Source organism: Psychrobacter sp. (genome assembly GCF_041554015.1).
GTDB lineage: Bacteria > Pseudomonadota > Gammaproteobacteria > Pseudomonadales > Moraxellaceae > Psychrobacter.
In genome coordinates, this window is record NZ_JBFFMS010000004.1 from 39,056 (window position 1) to 60,811 (window position 21,756).

16 protein-coding genes are annotated in these 21,756 nt (G+C 43.7%); 9 read left to right on the forward strand and 7 right to left on the reverse strand.

From position 1 onward, the window contains the following. Positions 1 to 91 precede the first annotated feature (91 nt). The gene (locus tag ABYU67_RS02380; RefSeq protein WP_372843474.1) at positions 92 to 2,302 is read right to left on the reverse strand and encodes a carboxy terminal-processing peptidase; all 2,211 of its coding nucleotides are present in this window, start codon (positions 2,300 to 2,302) and stop codon (positions 92 to 94) included. 508 nt (positions 2,303 to 2,810) lie between these two features. On the opposite strand from ABYU67_RS02380, the gene nagZ reads away from it, so the two are divergent. Beyond that, positions 2,811 to 3,893 carry a beta-N-acetylhexosaminidase gene (nagZ, locus tag ABYU67_RS02385; protein WP_372843420.1) on the forward strand — a complete coding sequence of 361 codons (1,083 nt, stop codon included), beginning with the start codon at positions 2,811 to 2,813 and terminating at the stop codon, positions 3,891 to 3,893. 130 nt (positions 3,894 to 4,023) lie between these two features. Here the strand turns inward: nagZ and ABYU67_RS02390 are convergent, their stop codons facing one another. Together ABYU67_RS02390 and ABYU67_RS02395 are read right to left on the reverse strand one after the other, a co-directional pair. Further along, on the reverse strand, positions 4,024 to 5,634 hold the full coding sequence (locus tag ABYU67_RS02390; RefSeq protein WP_372843421.1) for an OmpA family protein: 1,611 nt from the start codon (positions 5,632 to 5,634) through the stop codon (positions 4,024 to 4,026). A gap of 546 nt (positions 5,635 to 6,180) precedes the next feature. After that, positions 6,181 to 7,707 (reverse strand): hypothetical protein, encoded by a 1,527-nt coding sequence (locus ABYU67_RS02395; RefSeq protein WP_372843422.1) that lies wholly within the window; start codon positions 7,705 to 7,707, stop codon positions 6,181 to 6,183. 331 nt (positions 7,708 to 8,038) lie between these two features. Between ABYU67_RS02395 and ABYU67_RS02400 the strand changes: the two genes are divergently transcribed. The 6 genes from ABYU67_RS02400 (at position 8,039) to ABYU67_RS02425 (ending at position 13,205) form a co-directional block, all read left to right on the forward strand. Next, on the forward strand, positions 8,039 to 8,647 hold the full coding sequence (locus ABYU67_RS02400) for a rhomboid family intramembrane serine protease (protein WP_372843423.1): 609 nt from the start codon (positions 8,039 to 8,041) through the stop codon (positions 8,645 to 8,647). 59 nt (positions 8,648 to 8,706) lie between these two features. Next, positions 8,707 to 9,678: a metallophosphoesterase gene (locus ABYU67_RS02405; protein WP_372843424.1), complete on the forward strand. Its 972-nt coding sequence runs from the start codon at positions 8,707 to 8,709 to the stop codon at positions 9,676 to 9,678. A gap of 103 nt (positions 9,679 to 9,781) precedes the next feature. Further along, positions 9,782 to 10,342, forward strand: a complete 561-nt coding sequence (gene purE, locus ABYU67_RS02410; RefSeq protein WP_372843425.1) for a 5-(carboxyamino)imidazole ribonucleotide mutase — start codon at positions 9,782 to 9,784, stop codon at positions 10,340 to 10,342. A gap of 231 nt (positions 10,343 to 10,573) precedes the next feature. Next, the gene (locus tag ABYU67_RS02415) at positions 10,574 to 11,929 is read left to right on the forward strand and encodes a 5-(carboxyamino)imidazole ribonucleotide synthase (protein ID WP_372843426.1); all 1,356 of its coding nucleotides are present in this window, start codon (positions 10,574 to 10,576) and stop codon (positions 11,927 to 11,929) included. Beyond that, on the forward strand, positions 11,929 to 12,378 hold the full coding sequence (locus ABYU67_RS02420; RefSeq protein WP_372843427.1) for a DUF188 domain-containing protein: 450 nt from the start codon (positions 11,929 to 11,931) through the stop codon (positions 12,376 to 12,378). Before ABYU67_RS02415 ends, ABYU67_RS02420 begins: the two co-directional genes overlap by 1 nt. Positions 12,379 to 12,566: 188 nt before the next feature. Further along, a complete protein-coding gene (locus tag ABYU67_RS02425; protein ID WP_372843428.1) occupies positions 12,567 to 13,205 on the forward strand; it encodes an NAD(P)H-binding protein in 639 nt (212 codons plus the stop codon). Positions 13,206 to 13,320: 115 nt separating this feature from the next. Here the strand turns inward: ABYU67_RS02425 and epmA are convergent, their stop codons facing one another. The 3 genes from epmA to ABYU67_RS02440 all read right to left on the reverse strand — a co-directional run bounded on the left by epmA (position 13,321) and on the right by ABYU67_RS02440 (position 16,801). Beyond that, positions 13,321 to 14,349 carry an EF-P lysine aminoacylase EpmA gene (epmA, locus tag ABYU67_RS02430; protein ID WP_372843429.1) on the reverse strand — a complete coding sequence of 343 codons (1,029 nt, stop codon included), beginning with the start codon at positions 14,347 to 14,349 and terminating at the stop codon, positions 13,321 to 13,323. Positions 14,350 to 14,422: 73 nt separating this feature from the next. Then, a complete protein-coding gene (locus ABYU67_RS02435) occupies positions 14,423 to 15,556 on the reverse strand; it encodes a 4-phosphoerythronate dehydrogenase (protein ID WP_372843475.1) in 1,134 nt (377 codons plus the stop codon). Between the two features lie 99 nt (positions 15,557 to 15,655). Next, entirely contained in the window at positions 15,656 to 16,801 is a 1,146-nt protein-coding gene (locus tag ABYU67_RS02440; RefSeq protein WP_372843430.1) for an AI-2E family transporter, read from the reverse strand. Positions 16,802 to 17,565: 764 nt separating this feature from the next. On the opposite strand from ABYU67_RS02440, the gene ABYU67_RS02445 reads away from it, so the two are divergent. Both ABYU67_RS02445 and ABYU67_RS02450 read left to right on the forward strand, forming a co-directional pair. Further along, complete coding sequence (locus ABYU67_RS02445) at positions 17,566 to 19,269, forward strand: NAD+ synthase (protein ID WP_372843431.1); 1,704 nt, start codon at positions 17,566 to 17,568, stop codon at positions 19,267 to 19,269. A gap of 296 nt (positions 19,270 to 19,565) precedes the next feature. Then, positions 19,566 to 20,843 carry a hemolysin family protein gene (locus tag ABYU67_RS02450; RefSeq protein ID WP_372843432.1) on the forward strand — a complete coding sequence of 426 codons (1,278 nt, stop codon included), beginning with the start codon at positions 19,566 to 19,568 and terminating at the stop codon, positions 20,841 to 20,843. A gap of 84 nt (positions 20,844 to 20,927) precedes the next feature. On the opposite strand, the gene ABYU67_RS02455 is transcribed toward ABYU67_RS02450, so the two are convergent. Continuing rightward, a complete protein-coding gene (locus ABYU67_RS02455; protein WP_372843476.1) occupies positions 20,928 to 21,680 on the reverse strand; it encodes a YggS family pyridoxal phosphate-dependent enzyme in 753 nt (250 codons plus the stop codon). Positions 21,681 to 21,756 lie beyond the last annotated feature (76 nt).

The window sequence follows — 21,756 nt, forward strand, 5'->3', positions numbered from 1 at the left end:
AGGTCTAAACGTCAATGCATGTAAGCATATGCTTACATGCATCTTTTTGTAGGTTTAAATAGCTGCATGAAAGCTGGTTTAGCGCACGTCATTATAGCTTTTCTTCAGGACTGCTTAGCTTCATTGGTTCAGCACTGAGCATAATATAAGCCGCCTCATTAATGAACGCCTCATCTTCTGGCAACTCTGGACGCTCCGCAGCCTTCATCTGACTACGCTCTTCAAACTTTGCATCCATTGCCGCTTGATAAGTATTCCAATTGGCATAAGGGCGCTCACCCGAGGCAATCTGACGCTTATTCTCAGCTTCTAACGAGCGTTTCTCTATCAGCTGCATTTTGGCACGGCGTTTATTGATATCTAAGGCAATGGGTTTTTTCTCATCTTCCATATTGCGAATATCGTTAAGGGTCGATAAATACACAAATTGTGGATTTTTTTGTTGACGGATTTTTGATTGCTGATTCAGCGTCGCCAAGGTATCCGACGTAAATTTACCTTCAGGCTTATAAGGCGCCGTCTTTATGGTATCCCAAGGCAGCGCTTTTTTCTGTGCGCGCTCACCAAAGGTTGCATCGTCATAGATATTGACCAGTTCAACATCTGGTACCACGCCCTTATTCTGCGTACTGCCACCAGTAATACGATAGAATTTACGCTGCGTTAATGTCGCTGAACCAAGCGCCAAACTGTCTAATTGAATCTGCGCAGAGCCCTTGCCCGTCGTTGTACTACCAACCACCAAGCCACGTCCATAATCTTGGATGGCAGCAGCAAAAATCTCACTGGCAGATGCAGATGCTAGGTTGGTTAAAACCACTACCTTGCCATCATATAACTGCTCGCCGCCGTCATCGTCACGATACACTTGAATATTGCCGCGGTTGTCACGAATCTGTACCAGCGGACCGCTCTTAATAAAGAAGCCCAGCATTTTGGCAACTTCATCTAGCGAGCCACCTGGATTATTACGCAGATCGACCACCAAACCATCAATGTTTTCTTTATTTAACTCTTTTAAGGCTTTTTCGGTATCTATACTGACACTACGATAATCTTCACCATTACGGCGAGCACGGTAGTTTAGATAGAAGCTTGGGATTTCAAGAACACCGATACGTTTTGGGGTTTTATCAATATTTGGACGCTGTACTTCAACGACACGATGAGTAACACCAGATTCTTCTTGCTGAATAATATCGCGAACCACGGTCACATTACGGGCACTGGCGTCAGGGGTATTGGGCTGACGTACTTTAATGGTCACTGATGTACCGCGTTTACCACGAATCAAGCTAACGATTTCACGCGTTGACCAGCCGACCACATCAGTCATGGTCTCACCGTCTTTAGCAATACCAATGATCAAATCATTGGGCTTGATTTGACCTGATTTTGCGGCAGGACCGCCATCGACCAAGGTCACAATACGCGTATAGTCTGGGTTTTTGCGGTCAGGGCGGATAGATACCCCTATCCCTTCTAATTGAAGACTAGATTGAATTTGCAACTCATTGGCTTGAATGGGCGCATAATAATTACTGTGCGGATCATAGGTTAGCATTGCCGTATTCAAGATGGTTTCCATAATCTCATCATCTTTAAGACGGGTAAACTGCTCCTGCTGACGCGATAAGCGATTAAGCAAAATCTCACTTGGGGTGCGCTCATCATTACGCACCAAGTCTTGACCGCGGGTAATATCTGGATTGTCTAAAAAGACTTTTTCTTTTGCCTTTTCATCCTCTTTACCCAAGGTGATGCTCATTAGCTGAAACTTTAATTGTTTCGTCCAATAGTCGCGCTGCTCTTTTTTGGTCTTAAAGTGATTGAGCTTTTCACGGTCCAACACGATGGTATCTTTACTGGTCAAATCAATATCGGTTTTTAGCATCTTCTTTGCCATCGCAAAATACTCATTTGAGCGTTTACGATAGCGCTCAAACACCTCTACGCCAGCAGATAAATCACCACGCTTTAGACGCGCGCCAAACTCATCAGCATACTTTTTCTTAAATTCATCAACGTCAGATTGTAAAAACAGCGTATGGTTTGGATCAAGACTATCGATATACATCGACAGAATCTCGCTACCTGTTGCCGTATCAAGTGGCTGATTAAGATAATGACTGCGATCCAGCAATGCCGCTACTTGGCGCGTGGTAACCTGCTGCTCAGGCGTCTGTTTAAAGCCTTCAGTATGGGTATCAGCTACTGCCGTGCCGTAGCTCTGAGTAAGTATTATACCTGCGATGCCCACTGACGCTGCACTGAGTAACCACTGTGCTGGTTGTTTTTTCATCATATATACCTAATTATTTTAAGTGAAAAGTATGCTCTGTTTTTAGCAACATCCAAAAACATCTATAAATGGCTGTCCATAAAACTTGGCTATTTTTATGCTCTTATATTTAACATTAAACCATGCGTTACGCTAGCCCTAAAAGCTTATATCTATACAAGGAGTGTGTTGGTGTTATCATTAAAAAACCAATCAATATTAGCATGAACGTCAATATAGCTCTGTCTCAAACTGTATAAACAATCTTACACGCTGCGCGCGCTCATACCAAGTTGCCTATTGCATAAGTCAGTTGCATAAGTCAATTGCATCAATCAGACGCGTCCATTTAACGAAAAACGGTCAATTTATTAAAATGCCTGCAAATGAAACCCCGTGATACATTATGTTCGACTTGCAATTACTGTCATAATAAGACCGTGATAGCGATAAATAATGGATGTCATTTCTCATAGTTTTTTATTTTAACGTATCATATAACAATATATAACCTCATAAGGATCACGCAATGTATGGCGTTTTAATGATTGATATCGATAGTACCGCGCTGACGGCTGAAGATGTTAGCTTAATTAGACAAGCACAAGTTGGTGGGGTCATATTGTTCGCCAGAAACGTCACCGATGCTGCCCAAGTACGTGCCCTATGTGACGATATACGCTGTCACAATGCTGATATCCTCATCGGGGTCGATCAAGAAGGAGGGCGCGTTGCCAGATTGCGCCACGGTTTTACGCCACTGCCAGCGATGGGTCGGCTTGGTGAATTATTTAACCAAGACCCCAATCGCGCGCTAGACTGTGCCTATGATTGTGGTTATTTGATGGCAGCGGAAGTATTGGCAGTGGGCATTGATTTGAGCTTTGCACCGGTGCTTGATAGAGATGGTATCAGTCAAGTAATTGGCGATCGCAGCTTCCATCATGAGCCCCAAGCCATCATTGCTTTGGCAAGCCAGTTTATGCGTGGTATGAAAGCCGCTGGCATGGCAACCACGGGCAAGCATTTCCCCGGTCACGGTGCGATAGCGCCTGATTCGCATGTTGCTGAAGCCATCGATGATCGTAGCTTGGATGAGATTATGAATAGTGATATGCAGCCATTTGCGCAAACACTGCCTTTGCTCGATGCTTTGATGCCAGCGCATGTGATTTTCTCGCAAGTGGATAACAAGCCAGCGGGTTTTTCTAAAATTTGGCTTAAAGACATTATCCGTCAGCAGCTAAATTTTGATGGGGTATTATTTTCTGATGATTTGTCGATGGCAGGCGCAAAAGCTGCAGGGGATGTTAGCGCCCGCGTCAAAGCAGCGATCGAAGCTGGCTGTGATATTGCGCTAGTCTGTAACGATCGCGTCGCCGCTCATGAAGCAGCAAAAGCGGCGCAGGAGCTGCCCTATCCCAATCAAAAACGTATCAAAACTATGCGTGGGCAGATACCGGTTTGGCAAGGCGACCTTGCATCAACTTGTCAGCAGTTTGACCATTGGCAACAGGCAAAAGAGAATATTTCACAGACCTTTTTTCCTACTCAATCAGACTCTAGTGCGCCTGCTAATCTTGAGCTAAAAGATCCAACCAGCTACATCTAATAAATGGCAAGCAATTTAATATTTATATAAAGACAAGCCAAACAAAAACCGCATCTTAATTAAGGTGCGGTTTTTTTGATTTATACAGTAATCTGATTTATGTATTAACACGCTATTTTGAACGTTTTGCTTAGTTAGTTGCTGCTGGATCCAAAGCAGTACCTTGGCTAGCATCGTCAGCATCTGGCATTAAATCATCATTATTACTATCTAATGGATTGAGATCTGGATCAAGCGCCTCATTACTAATCGCTACGCCATCATTTGCTGCGTTTGCTGCAGTCGTTTCATCATAAACCACAAACTCAATACGGCGGTTACGAAAACGACCTTGTTCTGTCGAATTATCAGCAATAGGGTCAGTCTCGCCCATACCTTTGGTCATAAGCTTCGTTGGATCAGCCCCTTGTGCAATCAAATAATCTTTCATTGCCTGAGCACGCTCCTCCGACAACTTCATATTGTAGGCGGGATCTGCTGTTTTGTCAGTGTGCCCAATAATCATAAGTGTCATGTTAGGCACTTGCTCCATCAGCTTCACAGCACGGTCCAATAACGCCTTATTGGCATCAGGAATCACTGCTTTATCGACTTCAAAATTGACCACTTGAAGACTTAAGGCGCGAGCCACATCACGGGGATCTGGGTTCTGCCCCAAGTTGTCCATGGCTGCCTCAGACGCTGTTAAACTATCAGTAATTTCAGTCTGCTCATTAAGCGGACCTTCAGCAATAACCGTCATAGCTGGCGCCGCCGCCTGTAAGTCAGAGACTAATTTGGTTAAAGCGGCCGTGTCAGCAGCATTGACTGTAATCGTATCGCCTTTAACCAACATACTAGCATTTGGGACATTTTTGAATATAGGTAAGATAGTAGCAAGCTGCGCGGTTGCAGGCATATCAATTGAGAAACTGTCATCAATATCGGCGCGGCAATTATTGGCCGCATCACCGAATACACCCGTCAAGGCGCTCATAACATTGCTCTGTAGGGTGTCATTACCCACATTCATACGGCAAGCATAAAGCTCGTTATTTTCACCAGTAGCAATACGCAAAGATGCTGGTGTAATCTCAGCGGCAACTGCCTGCCCCTCATTATCCGCTGCTTGCTGTTCTGTCACAACAGGCGTGCCGACCGGCTCAGGATTATCTTGGCAACCTCTTAATAGTGCCCACGCCAAAGCACCTAAAATGATCAAGCCAATAATAGGTAATAGCGCTTTCATAAAGCTGCCATCTTTTTCTGCTTCGCGCTGTAGCGGCGCGGTGCTCACCGTATCTGATATAGGCGTACCTGTAGAAACAGGCGCAGCAGCAACCGCACCGATAGGCAATACAGCTGTCGCCCATATAGGGATATGACGCTGATAACCATCAGCATTCTCATTTAAAAACTGTGGTACTGGCGTAGAACCTGCCAAACTTTTGATTTCATGATAAGCAAGCGGTGCTGCCATAGCAATTAAGCCACGCGTCGCCGTAACATCAACGTTGTGTTTACCTGCAAGCTCACGAGCAATTTGATCGCGATGCGTGTCTTCTGTCCAGACACGATCATAAAAACCTTGATCGTCACGAGCAATGGTTTCATGGGCAAAACGGTCATGAGTATGATTGTCTGCTAAACGTGCCGCAAAAATGGCATAAAACTGTTCAAGCAAATTCTTCTTAGCAGGATTGTGATCGTCTCCAAGTACGGCTGGGCTGACTGTCCGTGTCAAATGATTGATAATATCCATAGCATCCTTCCTATATTCATTATTTTATGTGGCTTGATTTAATGTGCCTTAATTTAATGCAACTTGATTTTATGCAACTTGGTTTATAGCGTTGATGCGCGCAAAAAAGAGCGTTATATCAAAACTGCTCTCCCTAAAATGATCATTCTAAGAATCTCAAATTTAACAGGCTTGAATCATGCTTGACCCTCTTATCTTAGCCATACTCTAAAAAAATACACGATATAAAATAGGAGATAACCAGATTCAACTTTTGCCATTATAAGAGTATGAAGAAGGTATTCACAATCAAGGCGTTGTTGTGCAAATGCTACAATAAGTAATCTTTCAGTTGTTACTCGTAACTATGAGTTTTATAAAGTAAACATTGCCAATTTATACTTAGCTTAACGTTCAGCCAAGAAACGTTAAGCTAAGAGATAAAACCTAAGGCAATTAAAGTGGTCTAAAAAATTGCCGATTAGTAGAATAACCTTATAAAATAAAATTGCCTTATAAAACATAAGGCACTTTTAACATTTTACCGTCTTTAAAAATAATAATAATTTATCTTCTAACTTGAGCCGGTTCTACCACAATAATATTGTTTGCCATGTCATCAGCTTCAGATAAAGAGATAGCGCCATTTGAACCCGAAGGTGCATTATTAAAATTGTTAGCGCTATTAGTATTATTATTTCTGACAGGTGCTGGCATCACACTGTCATTAGTCTCATCATCTGGCGCTTGATATTCCACAGTATTAGGGCTGTTGTTAGCATTGTTATTGGCAGGTGCATTCTCAAATTGATTATTAAAATTATTGCTTGCCATACCTTGTTGCTCAACCGCACCATTATTCATAGCAGTAGAGCTGCTAGGTAATGGTAATGGCGTGGTACTTTCTATCATCATCGATGGGAGTAAAGTGCGCATGTCTGTCATTAAACGCTGTAGCTGCATACTATCTGGCGCCTCTACTGTCATACGATCATTTTGTAGCTGTAAGCGCGCAAACGGTGCTGCCCTCAATAATGTCAGCACATTAGGGAGTACTTCTACTGGCATATTGGCAATACTGCTTGCCACCCCTTCTTTAACGATTAACTGACACATTCCCGCCTGCTCACCAAAGCTGGTATTGAGCGCCTGTTGTAATAGACTTTGTAGCGCGGCATCGCCCACTGAGCCACTACAAGTATACAGACTGCCATTATTATCTACCCCAACTATCAGCTCAATAGGCGTTGCCACTTGGGCTGGCGGTTCAGTCACAGGCGGCACGACCACTGGCGTCGTCACCACCGCTTCTACTGGCGGCGTATCGTTTGGCTTGATTAATAATGCCCACACCAGCCCAATAGCGGTTACTGCGCCCAACAGTACAAAGGTCCATAGCAGCATGTCATTACGTTGATTACGGGTACGTGTTTTTTCTCGGCGTAGGCTACTATTTTCTGCTAAATGATGCGCTGCCGGACTGACATGAATCGCATCAGTACTAAGACGCTCATCCAAAGTCGGTATCGGCGATGCTGTCGTAAAACTTGGCGCAGTAATACTATCGATAACGACAGGCTCGTCATTATTGATGGCAGCAACGGGCATCTCGTTGGCTGCCAATACTCTCTGGCCCTGAAACAGACCATCATCGCTATGCTGCGGCGCGCCAATGATAGGGGCAGACCATATCGGCAGATAAGGGCGCAATGAAGCTTGCTCAGCTTGCAAAAAGGCTGGCAAAAATTGTCCATTTGCCAGTGTTTTTAGCTCTTGATAAGCCAGTGGCGTGGCATTTATCAAGAGCTGCATGGTTGTAAACTCATCAATATGATGGGTCGATGCCAGCTCTTGAATCATCAAGCGCCGTAAGCTTGCGGTTTGCCAAAGTTGCTCAAATAATGGCGGTTGTACCACATGCTCACTGATAACCGTGGTATCAATACGCAATACCTGTGAGTAAATAGGTGGCAATGCCAGACGCGATGCCAAAATCGCATAAAACTGTTCTAATAAGCTGACGTGGGAGACGCTGCCATTGTTACCTAATATGGCTGGGGTCACCGTTTGTTCTAGTTGGTCAATGATACTCATAAGTTACAGCCTCTGTCAGCGTTCATATTACGCATATGGTCAATATATCTTGAATGTTTGTCGCATCAGTCGTTACTGTCAGTATACGAAGCATTACGCACTGCCGCTCACACGATGTTATATTATTCGATATAACTCAGTATTAAAGCATAATTTTGTCGCATATTGGTTTTTGCCTGCTGATTGCTGCTACTATTAAAACGAATCAGTTAAACTGAATCGGTAACTGTCGATCAGCCATATTTGGATAAAAATAATTAATACACTATATGTTATAAGTATTGTCTTACTTATCACTGCTATCTAGCATACCCAACCTAAGGACTATCCTTTGTTTAACCAGACGACGCTTATCATTATTATTACGGTTATTGTCAGTCTATTGGCGTGGCAAAACAAAACTGTCTTTAATCGACTAATTTTTTATCCGCCAGCTGTGAACAATGGTCAATGGGATCGCTTTGTGACTCATGGATTTATCCATGCCGATAGCGTGCACTTGCTCTTTAATATGTTCACGTTATACTTTTTTGGTCGAGCTATTGAGGGCTTATATCAGAAGTTTTTGTTCGGCTATGGCTTTTTGCTTTTTTATGTCCTAGCGATTATTGTCGCGATGATTCCAAGTTATATTAAGCACAAGCAAAGTGCCAGCTATTTGAGTCTTGGCGCATCGGGCGGTGTCTCTGCGGTATTGTTTGCCTTTATATTGCTTGCGCCTTGGGAAAAAATCTATCTGTTTGCGATCGTTCCTATTCCTGCTATCTTATTTGCAGTGGCCTATGTCGCTTACAGTATCTACTCTGATAAACGCGGCGGCTCAAATATCAATCATATGGCACATATGTGGGGCGGCGCATTCGGGGTTATAGCGACGATTATTTTAGAACCACAAGTGCTGCCGCATTTTATCAATGCGTTGTTATCGCCAGGTTTTTAAACAGTACTATTGTGAATCTACCTTATATTTCAAATATTTTTAGTCAACGTTGATGCTTTATGATGATAGATGTTATCGGTGATATTCACGGCTACGCAGATAAGCTGGTCGGATTGTTACAACAATTGGGTTATGTACATAATGGTCAGTACTTTGTGCCGCCAGCCGGTCATCGTGCGCTATTTATTGGTGATTTGATTGATCGCGGCTCACAGCAGGTAGCGACATTAGAAATCGTCTTTGCCATGCTTGATGCCGATGTTGCTGATGCGGTGATGGGCAATCATGAATATAATGCCCTTGCTTATGCGACCCCTGATCCTGCTGATAGCAGCCAATATCTGCGCTCACATAATGAGATACATACTCGCCAGCATGAGGCGTTTTTGGCAGAAGTGCCTTTTGGCTCAGAAGCTCATCAATACTGGCTAAAGCGCCTATATGAGATTCCTTTGTGGCTCGAAACCGACTACGCTTGCTTTGTCCATGCTTGCTGGGATGTTGATAGCATGGCGATACTAAAGCCCTTATTAACAGAGAATAACTGCCTGACCACCCACGGACTTATTGCCACTTCTAGAGAAGGCAGTGTAGAGTTTAATGCGTTAGAGCGCGTCTTAAAAGGCGTGGAAACACCACTGCCTAATGGCCTTATAATGGTCGATAAAGAAGGTACCGAGCGCACACGGGTAAGAGTACGCTGGTGGCTTGATCAATTAAATACACGCAGTCTGCATGAAGTAGCGCGCGCACCGTTATCGGCATTGGCACAAATCCCTCAGGATGTATTGGCTGAGAATATCGACTTTGCGCTAAAAACCCAAAAGCCCGTCTTTGTCGGACATTATTGGCTAACGGGCGAGCCTGAACCGCTTAGTCCGCAAGTTGTCTGCACTGATTATTCAGCTGCCGTCGATAGCGGTTATCTGACCTGTTATCAGCTCGATAGTCAGCAGCCACTACCTTTAAAGACCAGTCATTTTATACAATATCGTCATGATGAAGGCAGCTCGATACGTCATTCTTTTTAAGCCAAATCGTTACTATTGCACCTGCTTTGATACTAAAGCACAAACTTGGCTTTACGAGTGCAGCAAATTTTTTGTATGATGGTCTTTTTGAGGATATCAAAGCATGAGCATCATCTCAGCGGCGGTTAACGCTATCGATCAGAACGCCCCTATCACGTCCCCCGTTGGTCAACCAAAAGTTGGCATTATTATGGGTTCGCAGTCTGATTGGGCAACCATGAGCGCAGCAGCACAATTGCTTGCAGACTTTGATATCGCCTTTGAATGTGAAGTGGTGTCAGCGCACCGCACCCCTGATAGATTGTTCGACTATGCCAAGAGTGCAAAAGGCAATGGCTTGCACGTGATTATCGCTGGTGCTGGTGGCGCGGCCCACCTGCCCGGTATGTGTGCCAGCCAAACGCCGCTACCTGTATTTGGTGTTCCGGTAAAATCTTCTATGCTAAGTGGTTGGGACAGCTTACTGTCGATCGTTCAGATGCCAAAAGGTGTGGCAGTTGGCACCTTAGCCATTGGCTCAGCGGGCGCTTATAATGCCGCGCTGCTTGCTATTCAAGTACTGGCATTACATGATGAGTCGATCGCAACCAAGCTTGACCATCTGCGTAATACCCAAACCGATACTATCCTTGCTAGCCCAACGCCCGGTATTATCAACTCTTAATATTTAGCTTAAGTGAATGATAAAAATTGTCATATTGACCATTTTTATCATTTGCTTTAAATATAATCAGGTTTACTTGATATTTATCTTTAGATAGGTTTTACTAAATATAAGGTGCATACAGTGCACCTTTTCCTATTTTAATTCGTTAGAATCTTCTAGCCTTATGCCTTTATATTTTTGTACCTTGAAGCATTTAACCCATTGTTTATTTAAATCAAAGAGCCTGCCATGACCATAGCGAATGCTTACCCTGTTACTCAAACCATTCACACCATCGGTATTTTAGGCGGTGGTCAGCTCGGTATGATGCTGGCACAAGCGGCTATGCCATTAGGCTATCAGTGCGTGTTTTTAGAAGACAGCGCTGACTGCCCAGCAAGCCTATATGGACGCGTTTTTAGCAGCGAGCAATTGGACGCCTTTATTGAAGCGGCTGATGTCTTTACTTTAGAGTTTGAAAACACTCCAACTGCCACCGTTGAGCAGCTGGCAAATTTATCGAAATCTGGTAGTAAGCAAGGTATGTTCCCGCCAACGATTGCCCTAGATATCGCGCAAGATCGCTTAAAAGAAAAGCAGATGTTTAATACGCTTGATATCGCAACAGTACCCTTTATGTCTGTTAGCTCAGAGGCGGAGTTACAGCAAGCTTGTCATGAGCTTGGATTGCCTATCGTCCTAAAAACCAGCCGCGGCGGTTATGATGGCAAAGGTCAGTTTGTGATCAGACAAGACAGTGATATCAAAGCCGCTTGGCAAGAGCTAAAAGATGCAGTCAGTGGTAAAGGGACGCTGACACAAACGCCAGCGCCATTGATTGCAGAAGGTTTTATTCACTTTAGCCGTGAGCTTTCTATCATTGCTGCACGCGGTCAAAACGGTCAGGTACGCTGTTATGATTTGGTCGAAAACCATCATCATCAAGGTATCTTAGCCAAAACCCAAGCGCCAGCTATTGGTACCAGCCATTTATTTAAGCAAGCGACCGATGCTATCACCAAAGTGATGAATCATTTGGGTTATGTCGGCGTGATGGCACTTGAGCTATTTGTGACCAAAGACGCTCGCGGCAATGACACTTTACTTGCCAACGAGATAGCACCGCGCGTACATAACTCTGGTCATTGGAGTATTGAAGGTGCTGTCACCAGCCAGTTTGAAAATCATATTCGTGCCGTGGTCAATCTGCCACTAGGTGATACTGATAATGTCTATCCAGCGATTATGGTCAATGTCCTAGGGCAATATCCTGATATTAGCGAAGTGCTCAATATCGACGGCGTCCATTATCATAGTTACCATAAAGCTGAGCGCGACGACCGTAAGATTGCGCATATTACCTTGATGCCAAACGATGTGGCAGACTTGGAGCCTGCACTAGCGAAGCTTGTCGCCATACTACCTAATAAAGTCGGTCTTGATAAAAAGGTAACGCCCATTAACAACCCTACAACGGCAGAAGATAGCTTAACGACTGCTGACGTAGAGACTGACGCTGAAAATAAAAAAAGCTCAGTAAATGATGATAATGAGCCGCAAATCACTGAGTCAGCCAACACTAAAGCTGAAAAGGCTAAGAAATAATGCAGATATGGATAGATGCAGATTCAGTGCCTTTGATTGCCAAAGACTTAATTATTAAGACCGCTGAGCGCACACAAACGATGGCGATATTTGTCGCCAATCAGCCAATCAAACTGCGTAAGTCGTCGCTGCTTATGATGACTGTCGTGCCATCCGGCTTTGATAAAGCTGATGATTACATCGTTGAGCAGATTCAGCCGGGTGATTTGGCGATTACCAGCGATATCCCATTAGCTAATGATATTTTGGATAAAGGTGGCATGGTACTGACGACACGCGGCGTGGTCTATGATAAAAACAATATCAAGCAAAAGCTCAATATGCGCGATTTTATGGATACCATGCGTGGTACTGGCGTACTTGAGCTGCAAGAAATGAGCGGGCAAAAACCTTATGGCGATCGTGATAAAAAAGCCTTTGCCGATGGATTAAATAAATTGGTACGCTAACTTATTATACATAACGTTCTCTCTATTATTTCAAACCGTATACCCTCTTTGCTTCCTTGCAAACCGTATACACTCCATAACCAAACACTATGCAATCGGCACGCTTCATAACGAAGCGTGCCGATTTTTCTTGTTACGCTATATTCAACTTTTAAACGACAATAACGTAAATAAAAATAGGAATAGTTATGAAGATTTTAGTGATCGGCGCAAGTGGCCGAGTGGGTACGGACTTGGTTAAACAGCTATTAGCAGATAATCATCAAGTGATTGGCACTACCCGTCAGGAAGAAAAGTTATTTTCAGATAATAATTATAGCCAATTAGATTTGGATATCACTGCAAACAAAGATGCAATTCAAAGACAAATTGATCAAGATATCGATGCTGTCTATTTCGTCGCCGGTTCTGGTGGTAAAGATGTATTAGAAGTCGATTTACATGGGGCAGTTAAAACCATGCAAGCCGTACAAGATAAAGGCATCAAACGCTATATTATGCTAAGCACCGTCTTTTCATTAGATACCAGCAAATGGGACAACCCAGCGATTGCAGATTTAAAGGCATACTATATCTGCAAGCACTACGCTGATCAGTGGTTGATTAATAATAGCAGTCTTGATTACACCATCGTGCAAGCAGGAGCATTAAAAGAGCGAGCGGCTACTGGGAAAATCACCATCAATGATGACGCTTCTGGTGAGAACTCAATCGAAGATGTGGCTACTACGTTAGCTGCGGTACTCAATGCAGATAATAGCATCAACACCGTGTTTAGTATGCATAATGGTGAAACAGACATTGATGATGCTATTGCAAAATTATAGTAAATAGCTTAACAGTGGTTAAAATAGCAAAGCGCATAAGCCTTTCGGTTTACGCGCTTTGTTATTATGTGCTTGTTAAATAAGTGGCGACTATGTTTAATCTATCAAAGAGCGACTAAGCCAAACCGCTAGGGAAAGCGATAACTTCTTCTAAGCTTGTTGCACCTATCAACACCATCAACAACCTATCTAAACCGACCGCAATCCCGCTACAAGGTATCAAGTCGTCAGACGCGGCAATTAAGTGTTCATCGATTGGCATTTGTGGCAAGTTGTGGCGCCTACGCAACTGATTATCATGCTCAAACCGCTCTCTTAGTGCCTGCCCGTCTGCTAGCTCGTCATAAGCATTGGCAATCTCAATACCTTTAATATACAGCTCAAAACGCTTGGCAACTGTATTACCTTCTTTATCAACAGCGGTTTTTGCCAATGCGGCTGTCGCAGGCGGATATTCTATAATCAATGTTGGTAAGTCATGCCCCAAATTTGGCTCGACTGCATGACTAAATAATAAGTCAAGCCAGCTTTGACGAATATCTGCTTCGCTATCTTTTGTATTATTAAAATCGCTATTAAAATCAAAGCCTATCAAACCTTTATCCTCGGCGACTGCCTGCAAGGCATCAAGGCTAGCTGTCAGCGGATGGATGCCAACAAAGTCCATAAAAGCATCGACGTAGCGATAATGACTTAGGATGACCGGATGACCATAGAGAGCTTCTAACAGTTGGCCCAGTTCAGCCGCCATCTCATCCAGACCATAATCCGGCTGATACCATTCAAGCATGGTAAATTCGATATTATGGCGCGCCCCTATCTCATTGTCTCGAAAAACTGGGCAAATCTGATACATAGGCACCTGCCAGCTGGCAAGCAAACGCTTCATGGCAAATTCAGGTGACGTATGCAGATAGTAAGTACAAGGTTTGTCTTGATAGGTGACCTGCGCCGCGACTGATTGCAAAAAAGTATCGGTATTGCCCGCTTGCGATAGCAGCGGCGTCTGCACTTCTAATACTTGCCGTGTGGCAAAGAACTGCCGAATGACACTCATAAACTGCGCACGCTGCTGCGCCATGGCAAGGGTCATGGTTGGTGCATAGCTTAGGTTAGGCACAGGCAGGTTGTTGGCGTTACTCATAAGTAGTTATAGTGCCTCATAAATCATAAGAACAGATAGTTATAAACAGTCACTCTGATTATTCATTGAGTGTTTATGCTTGCCACTCACGGCGCAGATGATAATCACGGCGTAATTGGTCAAAATCCACCCCTTTTACTTTGCCATGAGTGACTTTGTTTCTTAGTGCCGCATCGTCTTTTTTAATATCATAAAACTTTAGCAGTCTATCTGGATTTTCTTTTAGCTCAGACCATAGATAAGTATTGAGCGGTAGCAGCTGATGCATCGACAATACAGGCAGTACTGCTAACTTCTCACATAAGGCATCATAAATGATTTGTGTGCCGCGCAGCTTACCTTCTAGGGTATAACCAGCGATATGCGGGGTGGCAATCGCAAGCTTAGAGAGCAGACGCTCAGCAATCTGCGGCTCATGCTCAAACACATCCAATACCACTTGACGTTTAGTTGCATCGATATCGGCTTCAAGAGCGTCCGCATCAATCACAGGTCCGCGCGCGCTATTGATCAGCATGGTATGCGGCGACATCATCGCCAAAGCCTCTGCATTGATTAAATGACGGGTCGGATAGTCGCTGACGGTATTGCTGAGGCTAATTGAACCTTGCATATCGACAGTTTTTTTATCCGTCAAAGGCACATGTAAGCTGAGTACATCACTTTGGCGCAGTACCTGCTCAAAACTGGCATTATTGATAGCAGAGCTCGCTAATAGAGGGTCATAACCCAATACTTGCCAGCCTAAATCATTGGCATACTGAGCCAGCGTACTGCCAATATTACCAAGTCCGATGATGCCCAATGTTAATGGCGGCGTGGACTGCTGCCAATACTGCGGGCGCAAGGTCAATATAGCCGTCAATACATATTGCGCGACTGAATGCTTGCTACAGCCGGCGGCATTGGCAAAGGTGATATTACGCGTGGCCAAATAATCCTGATCGACATGGTCAGTACCGATGGTCGCAGAACCGACAAATTTGACGCTATTATTGTGAGCCAGCAGTGAATGATCTACTGGAGTTACTGAACGTATCAACAGCACATCGGGCTGCAACTCTGCCACCAATTTTGCATTGATATCGCGACCAGCAACACGTATGACCCGTACCTGTTGCTCAGTGTTTTGACCCAGTGCCATAGGGTTAAAATACTCATCGAGGCTTGCGATATTACTATCAGCCACAATAGTGAGATTTTTCATCGTATCGTTTTTCATCGTATTCGCTACCGTCTCATTGAATAGGGATCATCTTATCTATGGCTTTCAGCGCTTTAGATGATTGCTTTGCTATAAACGCGCTTATACCGGTGTGTCTTGGCTCGGGCTCGGCTGTTTCACTTTAGTCAAGCTTTTACCTTGATCCAATTCTTCTTGCTGAGCAAACAAATCATTTTTGTGCTGCGATATCCATTCACGCCATACCGCAAGACCGATTGCCAGCACCACAGGTCCGATAAACAAACCAACAAAACCAAACGCCGTCAGACCGCCCAGCACCCCAATAAATATGATAATAAAAGGAATTTTGGTCGCGCCGCTGATAACGATCGGACGGATCAGGTTATCTACCCAACTGATCACTAGTATGCCCCATAGCGCCAAACCTATGCCTTCAACGGTATGCCCTTGGGTCAAGAGCCAGATTGAAACGCCGCCCCACACAAATGGCGTACCAAAAGGAATTAAGGCGATGATAAATGTCACAATCGTCATCAAAATAGGACTCGGTGCATTGGCAAAATAGTAACCAATCCCCGCAAGCAATGCCTGTGCCAGTGCGGTCAATCCGATACCGTAGACCACCGCACGCGTAGTAGTACCGACCGAATCGATATAACCATCGATACGATTACCGATGATATTGCGCAGCGCTTGGCGAATTTGACGGACTAAGCTTGTGCCATCGCGATAAAAGAAAAATACCGTCATAAGTGCCATACCAAGTTTGGCAAGCCCACTAAACACCACATCAAAGGCAATCTTGCCATAATACAGATGCGACTGTACCCACAAACGAAACGCCTCTAGCGTTCCCTCAGGATTTTTATTGATGCGCCACAGCACATCTTTGACCTGCTGCCCTATTATCGGCAAATCTTTGACAGAATCAGGCACATCCAAATAACCTACTTTAATACGATAGATCAAATTGCTAATCAGGCTCAAAGCTTCTTGCTGCAAGATAAAAATACCCGCTACCAAGGGCACGCCTATCATCAAAGTAATACTGACGGTCATAATCGCTGCACTAAAATTTGAGCTGAACCTAACCCGTTGATGAAAAAAGTTATAAATAGGAAAGGTCACATACGCCAAAATTGCTGCCCACAGTGCCGGTACAATAAAAAATTGCACTACTTGAAAACACAGTACAAACAGCACGACCAATAAAGTGATTGCCAGCAAGCGCTGAATAATAAATTCTTTTGTCCAGTTTTCAATCATAACGTGCAAACCAAGGGCATCAGTAGAACCTTAACGCTCTACTATAAAGTTTATAAATGGGTTATTGAAATCACAGAGCATGTTTGTAATTTTCATCCATTAGCGAAGATTTTGAGCAGTACCGATTTGGCTAAAACATCTACCTTTACAAGGGTAATAAGGCTAACAGCAAAACACTATTATGCAACAAGATTATCCAAATAAATAAGGCTATGTTGTAACCTTTACTTACAACTTTCTTGAGAGCAAATCTGTTGGTGCCTGTATCGTCACTGATGGCCATAACCAAAACCTATAGGTCAGAATTGTTTCAACAAAAACACCATCGAAGTACGCTTTTGAGGCATTTTTAGCTCTGTCATCTACAGCGCTAAATCACTGGCTGGTTCTATTAGTAACATCAATTGATGTTATACTAAAGGGATTGATTTACGCTTTTAAATGACGCTTTGTTGGTTTGGCTTTATGACTTTTATTAAGATAAGCCCCTAACGTCTATGAAATAACCTCTCGCCTATGATCGCACTCTAGATGATATTTAGAGCAGTTTGCATAAATTGAGAGGGCACAGCTGCATGACATTCATGCCTATACGTGTTTAACGTGTTTAAAAAGTCTGCTGCATTATTTAATGCCACGTATTTTAAGCACGTCATTGAAAATACATATTTGAAGGGTTTTCGAAAACATATTTTCATTTGGTTTTATTTGGAACCAAGTAATATTTAACAGATTTAAATAACCTATTGATAGGAACAATAACAATGTCAAAAGACACTGCAAGAGATACTGATAACCCCAACCTTACGCCTTCTAATAAGGGCAACCAAGCTTCAAAATCGCAAGATAGCGTTACGTTTGCCCTAGCCCAATCCCACTTCTTAGTTGGCGATATCAAAGCCAATGCTGAAAAAATGCGTACCCTAGCCCTACAAGCGCGCGAGCAAGGCGCTGATGTTATTATTTTTCCAGAGCTCGCTTTATTAGGCTATCCGCCACAAGATTTATTGCTACGTCCTAGTCTTTCAGGTCGCGTCAAAAGCGCGCTGTCGTCTTTAAGTGATATCGATGATATCGTCATGATTGTGGGCTATCCGCATGTTGATCATCATGGCACCTTTAACTCAGCCGCTATCTTGCATAACGGTCATCAAAAAGGATTTTATCATAAGCAAATTCTGCCAAATTATGGCGTATTTGATGAGCGCCGTTATTTTGATAAAGGTCGCAATCAAGTCTTGTTTGACTATAAAGGTATTACCATCGGTCTGCTGATCTGTGAAGATTTGTGGGAAAAAGGTCCTATTGCCGAGCTTAAAAAACAAGGCGCTGACCTGATTGTGAGCTTAAACGCCTCACCATTTGAGATCGAAAAACAAGATACGCGCAAAACCATGCTGGCCAAACGTAGCCGCGAAAATAATTTGCCTATCGTTTATCTAAACGCTGTTGGCGGTCAAGATGACTTGGTCTTTGACGGCGGCTCTATGGCCATTCAAGCTAACGGCAGCGTCGCCCATGAAGCCTCACGCTTTATGAATCAGTTGCTACTGGCAAGCTTTGATGTCAAAACCGCAAAGTTTGATACGCAAGCAAAAGCGCCGTTATCATTGAGCCGTGAGTCAGAGATGTATCAAGCATTGGTCGTCGGTCTCCGTGATTACGTCAATCTTTCAGGCTTTACGGGCATCATCGTTGGCTTATCAGGCGGTATCGATTCAGCCTTGACCTTGTGTATTGCTGTCGACGCCTTGGGCGCTGATAAAGTCTATGCGGTCATGATGCCGTACGAATACACCTCGCAAATCAGCTTAGAAGATGCACAAGCACAGGCACGTCGCTTAAACGTTTCTTATACCGTTTGTCCGATTTTCGATGCGGTTGAAGGTATTCGCCATACTTTAGCGCCATTATTTAACAAGTCGCCTGCTGATACTACCGAAGAGAATATCCAAGCGCGCGCACGCGGTGTGGTACTGATGGCACTGTCTAATAAATTTGGTCATTTGGTTATCACGACGGGTAATAAATCAGAGTTAGCGGTTGGTTACTCAACCTTATATGGTGATATGGCTGGCGGCTTTGATGTGCTAAAAGACGTGTATAAATCACAAGTTTATAAGCTTGCAAGCTACCGTAACCGCTTAGAAGATACGCCAGTTATCCCTGAGCGCGTGATTACGCGTCCGCCATCGGCTGAGCTACGCCCTGACCAAAAAGACCAAGATAGCCTGCCTGATTATGATGTTTTAGATGGTATCTTAATGTCGTATATCGATGAAGATATGGGCTATCAAGATATCGTCGATAAAGGCTTTGATGCTGACTTGGTCGCCAAGGTTATCAAGATGGTTGATAACAGCGAATACAAACGCTCGCAAGCACCGATTGGCACTAAGATTAGCCATAAAGCCTTTGGTCGCGAGCGTCGTTTCCCACTGGTGAATAAATGGTCCATAAAAGGCTAAGCTTTACCCACTGATTTATCGTTACGACCTTTTAGAGATACCGTTATTTTTAGAATAAAATCTATTTAAATGATACACTAAAAGGTTGGATAAATTTAAGTTTTTATATAGCTTTATATAATATTATTTAAGTGTTTTATCATTAGCTGGGTGCTTCTTACCCAGCTTTTTTAGTTTTTATTGATAAATAATCTTCTGCTACTTGCCCTAAATTTTTATACATAATCTCTTACCTCACCTTATTCTAACTACTGTTTTTCATTTAACTACCCTACCTATTTTTATCCGAGTCCGTCATGAGTTTGATCACCGCTACTGTCTTCCTTCTTTTATTACTCACCCTGAGTGCCTTTGTCTCTGCCGCCGAGATTGCCATCGCTGCTGGTCGCAAGATTAAGCTACAAATCATGGCAAAAGAAGGCGAAGTCCGCGCCCTTGATGTCCTTCAGATGCAAGAAAGTCCTGGTGGATTTATTACGGTGGTGCAAGTTGTGCTGAACGCCGTCGCCATTTCTGCCGGTGCAGTTGGTGAGTCCGCTATTAGCCCTTATTTGCAGCTGCTCATCAAGCATGAAGCGGCGGCATCTATCATCTCATTCGTGCTTATTACCAGTTTATTTTCCCTACTGGCTGATTTGATGCCTAGGCGCTTGGCGATGTCTAATGCAGAAATCTTTGCTGTGCGACTGGTACGCCCGATGATGGCGCTGACTTTTATTTTTAAGCCGGTTATTTGGGTCTTTGATGGCGCCGCGAACCTTATCTTCGAGCTTTTTGACATCTCAACCATTCGCCAAGATGACATTACTCCAGAAGATATCTATGCAGTCATGGACGCTGGCGCTGAAGCTGGGGTGCTCAAAAAGCAAGAGCACCATTTGATCGAAAATATCTTTGAGATGCAAGAGCGTACCGTCACCTCAGTGATGAATCCGCGTGAACATATCGTCTATTTTGATAGCAAGACCAGCACAGAAGAAGTGGTCAAGGTGATGATTGCGCAGCCGCATAATAAGTTTTTGGTCTGTGAGGAAGACGATCTAGAGCAGATTATCGGCTACGTAGAGTCGCGTAGCTTTTTAGCCTTGGTACTTAACCAACAAGAAGTTAATCTAACTGACAAAGCGCTATTAAAACCGGCGTTATTTGTACCCGATACCTTGTCTTTATTTGAAGTCTTAGAGATGTTTAAATCGACCGGCGCTGACTTTGCGGTTATCGTTAATGAATATGGCTTGGTGGTTGGCGTCATTACCCTACGCGATGTGATGAGTATTGTCATGGGTGAGCTGGTGACGGTTGAAGAGCAACCTATCGTGCAGCGTACGGATAATTCTTGGCTTATCGATGGCATGACGCCGATTGAAGACGTTATTCGGGCGCTCGATATTGTGAATTTGCCGCGCAGTCAGAACTATGAAACCATCAGCGGCTTTATGATGTATATGCTGCGCAAAATTCCTAAAAAAACCGATACCATCGAATATGCCAATTATCGTTTTGAGATTATCGCTACTGACAATCTCAAAATTACCCAGCTACTGGTCACCAAACTTGAAGAAGTGGTTAAATAATAAGCGCAGCTAATATTTAGTATTCTATAATTTGATTTAGCATGGGCTTAAGGATTTAACCGTTAATTAATCACAAACTCAAAATTAGGCACGCGCACCAAATATTGCCGTGCCGACGCGCACCATAGTCGAGCCATTGGCGATAGCTGCGCTCATATCATCACTCATGCCCATGCTCAGCGTATCCCACTGTGGCAGTTCTGGATGCTCACGCTTGATATCTTCAAATAACTGCTTGGTTCGAGCAAAGGCATCGGTATTGGCTTTTGCTGGAATAATCATCAGACCACGCAACTGCAGATGCTCGTAATGTTTAATGGCAGATATCAATGCAGGCAATTCAGCTGGCAAACAGCCGGATTTACTATCTTCATTATCAATATTTACTTGTATCAGCACATTAAGCGGCGGCAGCTCAGCTGGACGCTGCTCATCAAGACGCTTGGCAATAATCTCACGCTCAAGCGTTTGCACCCAATCAAAATGCTCAGCAATATCACGGGTCTTATTACGCTGAATACTGCCGATATAATGCCAAACGATAGATTTGCCTTCCGGTCGTTCTCGTAAAGCTTGTATTTTCTCAATAGCCTCTTGCAAGTAGTTCTCACCAAAATCACGCTGCCCTTGCCGCGCTAATGTCGCAATCATCTCAGCAGGCTTGGTCTTTGAGACCGCCAGTAAGGTGACTTTATTAGGCTGCCTTGTCATTTGTGCACACGCCTGTAGCACTTGCGCCTTTACCTGCTGCCAGTTGTCAGTCAGATGATCGCTCTCTGCTTTATCATTGGTGGTCAATGTGGTTGCGGCTTGTTTGAGTATTTGCTGAGAAGACATAGTCATAAAAACTCTTATTGATAGAATGCGTCCAAAAAAATAGCGTAAATTGTATCGAGGTTTTATTGCTACATTG

What these genes read in the sequence shown, in the direction of transcription:
- ABYU67_RS02380 (WP_372843474.1), bottom strand. Translation starts at nt 2,302, where the DNA reads ATGAAAAAACAACCAGCACAGTGGTTACTCAGTGCAGCGTCAGTGGGC.
- nagZ (WP_372843420.1), top strand. Translation starts at nt 2,811, where the DNA reads ATGTATGGCGTTTTAATGATTGATATCGATAGTACCGCGCTGACGGCT.
- ABYU67_RS02390 (WP_372843421.1), bottom strand. Translation starts at nt 5,634, where the DNA reads ATGGATATTATCAATCATTTGACACGGACAGTCAGCCCAGCCGTACTT.
- ABYU67_RS02395 (WP_372843422.1), bottom strand. Translation starts at nt 7,707, where the DNA reads ATGAGTATCATTGACCAACTAGAACAAACGGTGACCCCAGCCATATTA.
- ABYU67_RS02405 (WP_372843424.1), top strand. Translation starts at nt 8,707, where the DNA reads ATGATGATAGATGTTATCGGTGATATTCACGGCTACGCAGATAAGCTG.
- purE (WP_372843425.1), top strand. Translation starts at nt 9,782, where the DNA reads ATGAGCATCATCTCAGCGGCGGTTAACGCTATCGATCAGAACGCCCCT.
- ABYU67_RS02415 (WP_372843426.1), top strand. Translation starts at nt 10,574, where the DNA reads ATGACCATAGCGAATGCTTACCCTGTTACTCAAACCATTCACACCATC.
- ABYU67_RS02420 (WP_372843427.1), top strand. Translation starts at nt 11,929, where the DNA reads ATGCAGATATGGATAGATGCAGATTCAGTGCCTTTGATTGCCAAAGAC.
- ABYU67_RS02425 (WP_372843428.1), top strand. Translation starts at nt 12,567, where the DNA reads ATGAAGATTTTAGTGATCGGCGCAAGTGGCCGAGTGGGTACGGACTTG.
- epmA (WP_372843429.1), bottom strand. Translation starts at nt 14,349, where the DNA reads ATGAGTAACGCCAACAACCTGCCTGTGCCTAACCTAAGCTATGCACCA.
- ABYU67_RS02435 (WP_372843475.1), bottom strand. Translation starts at nt 15,556, where the DNA reads ATGAAAAATCTCACTATTGTGGCTGATAGTAATATCGCAAGCCTCGAT.
- ABYU67_RS02440 (WP_372843430.1), bottom strand. Translation starts at nt 16,801, where the DNA reads ATGATTGAAAACTGGACAAAAGAATTTATTATTCAGCGCTTGCTGGCA.
- ABYU67_RS02445 (WP_372843431.1), top strand. Translation starts at nt 17,566, where the DNA reads ATGTCAAAAGACACTGCAAGAGATACTGATAACCCCAACCTTACGCCT.
- ABYU67_RS02450 (WP_372843432.1), top strand. Translation starts at nt 19,566, where the DNA reads ATGAGTTTGATCACCGCTACTGTCTTCCTTCTTTTATTACTCACCCTG.
- ABYU67_RS02455 (WP_372843476.1), bottom strand. Translation starts at nt 21,680, where the DNA reads ATGTCTTCTCAGCAAATACTCAAACAAGCCGCAACCACATTGACCACC.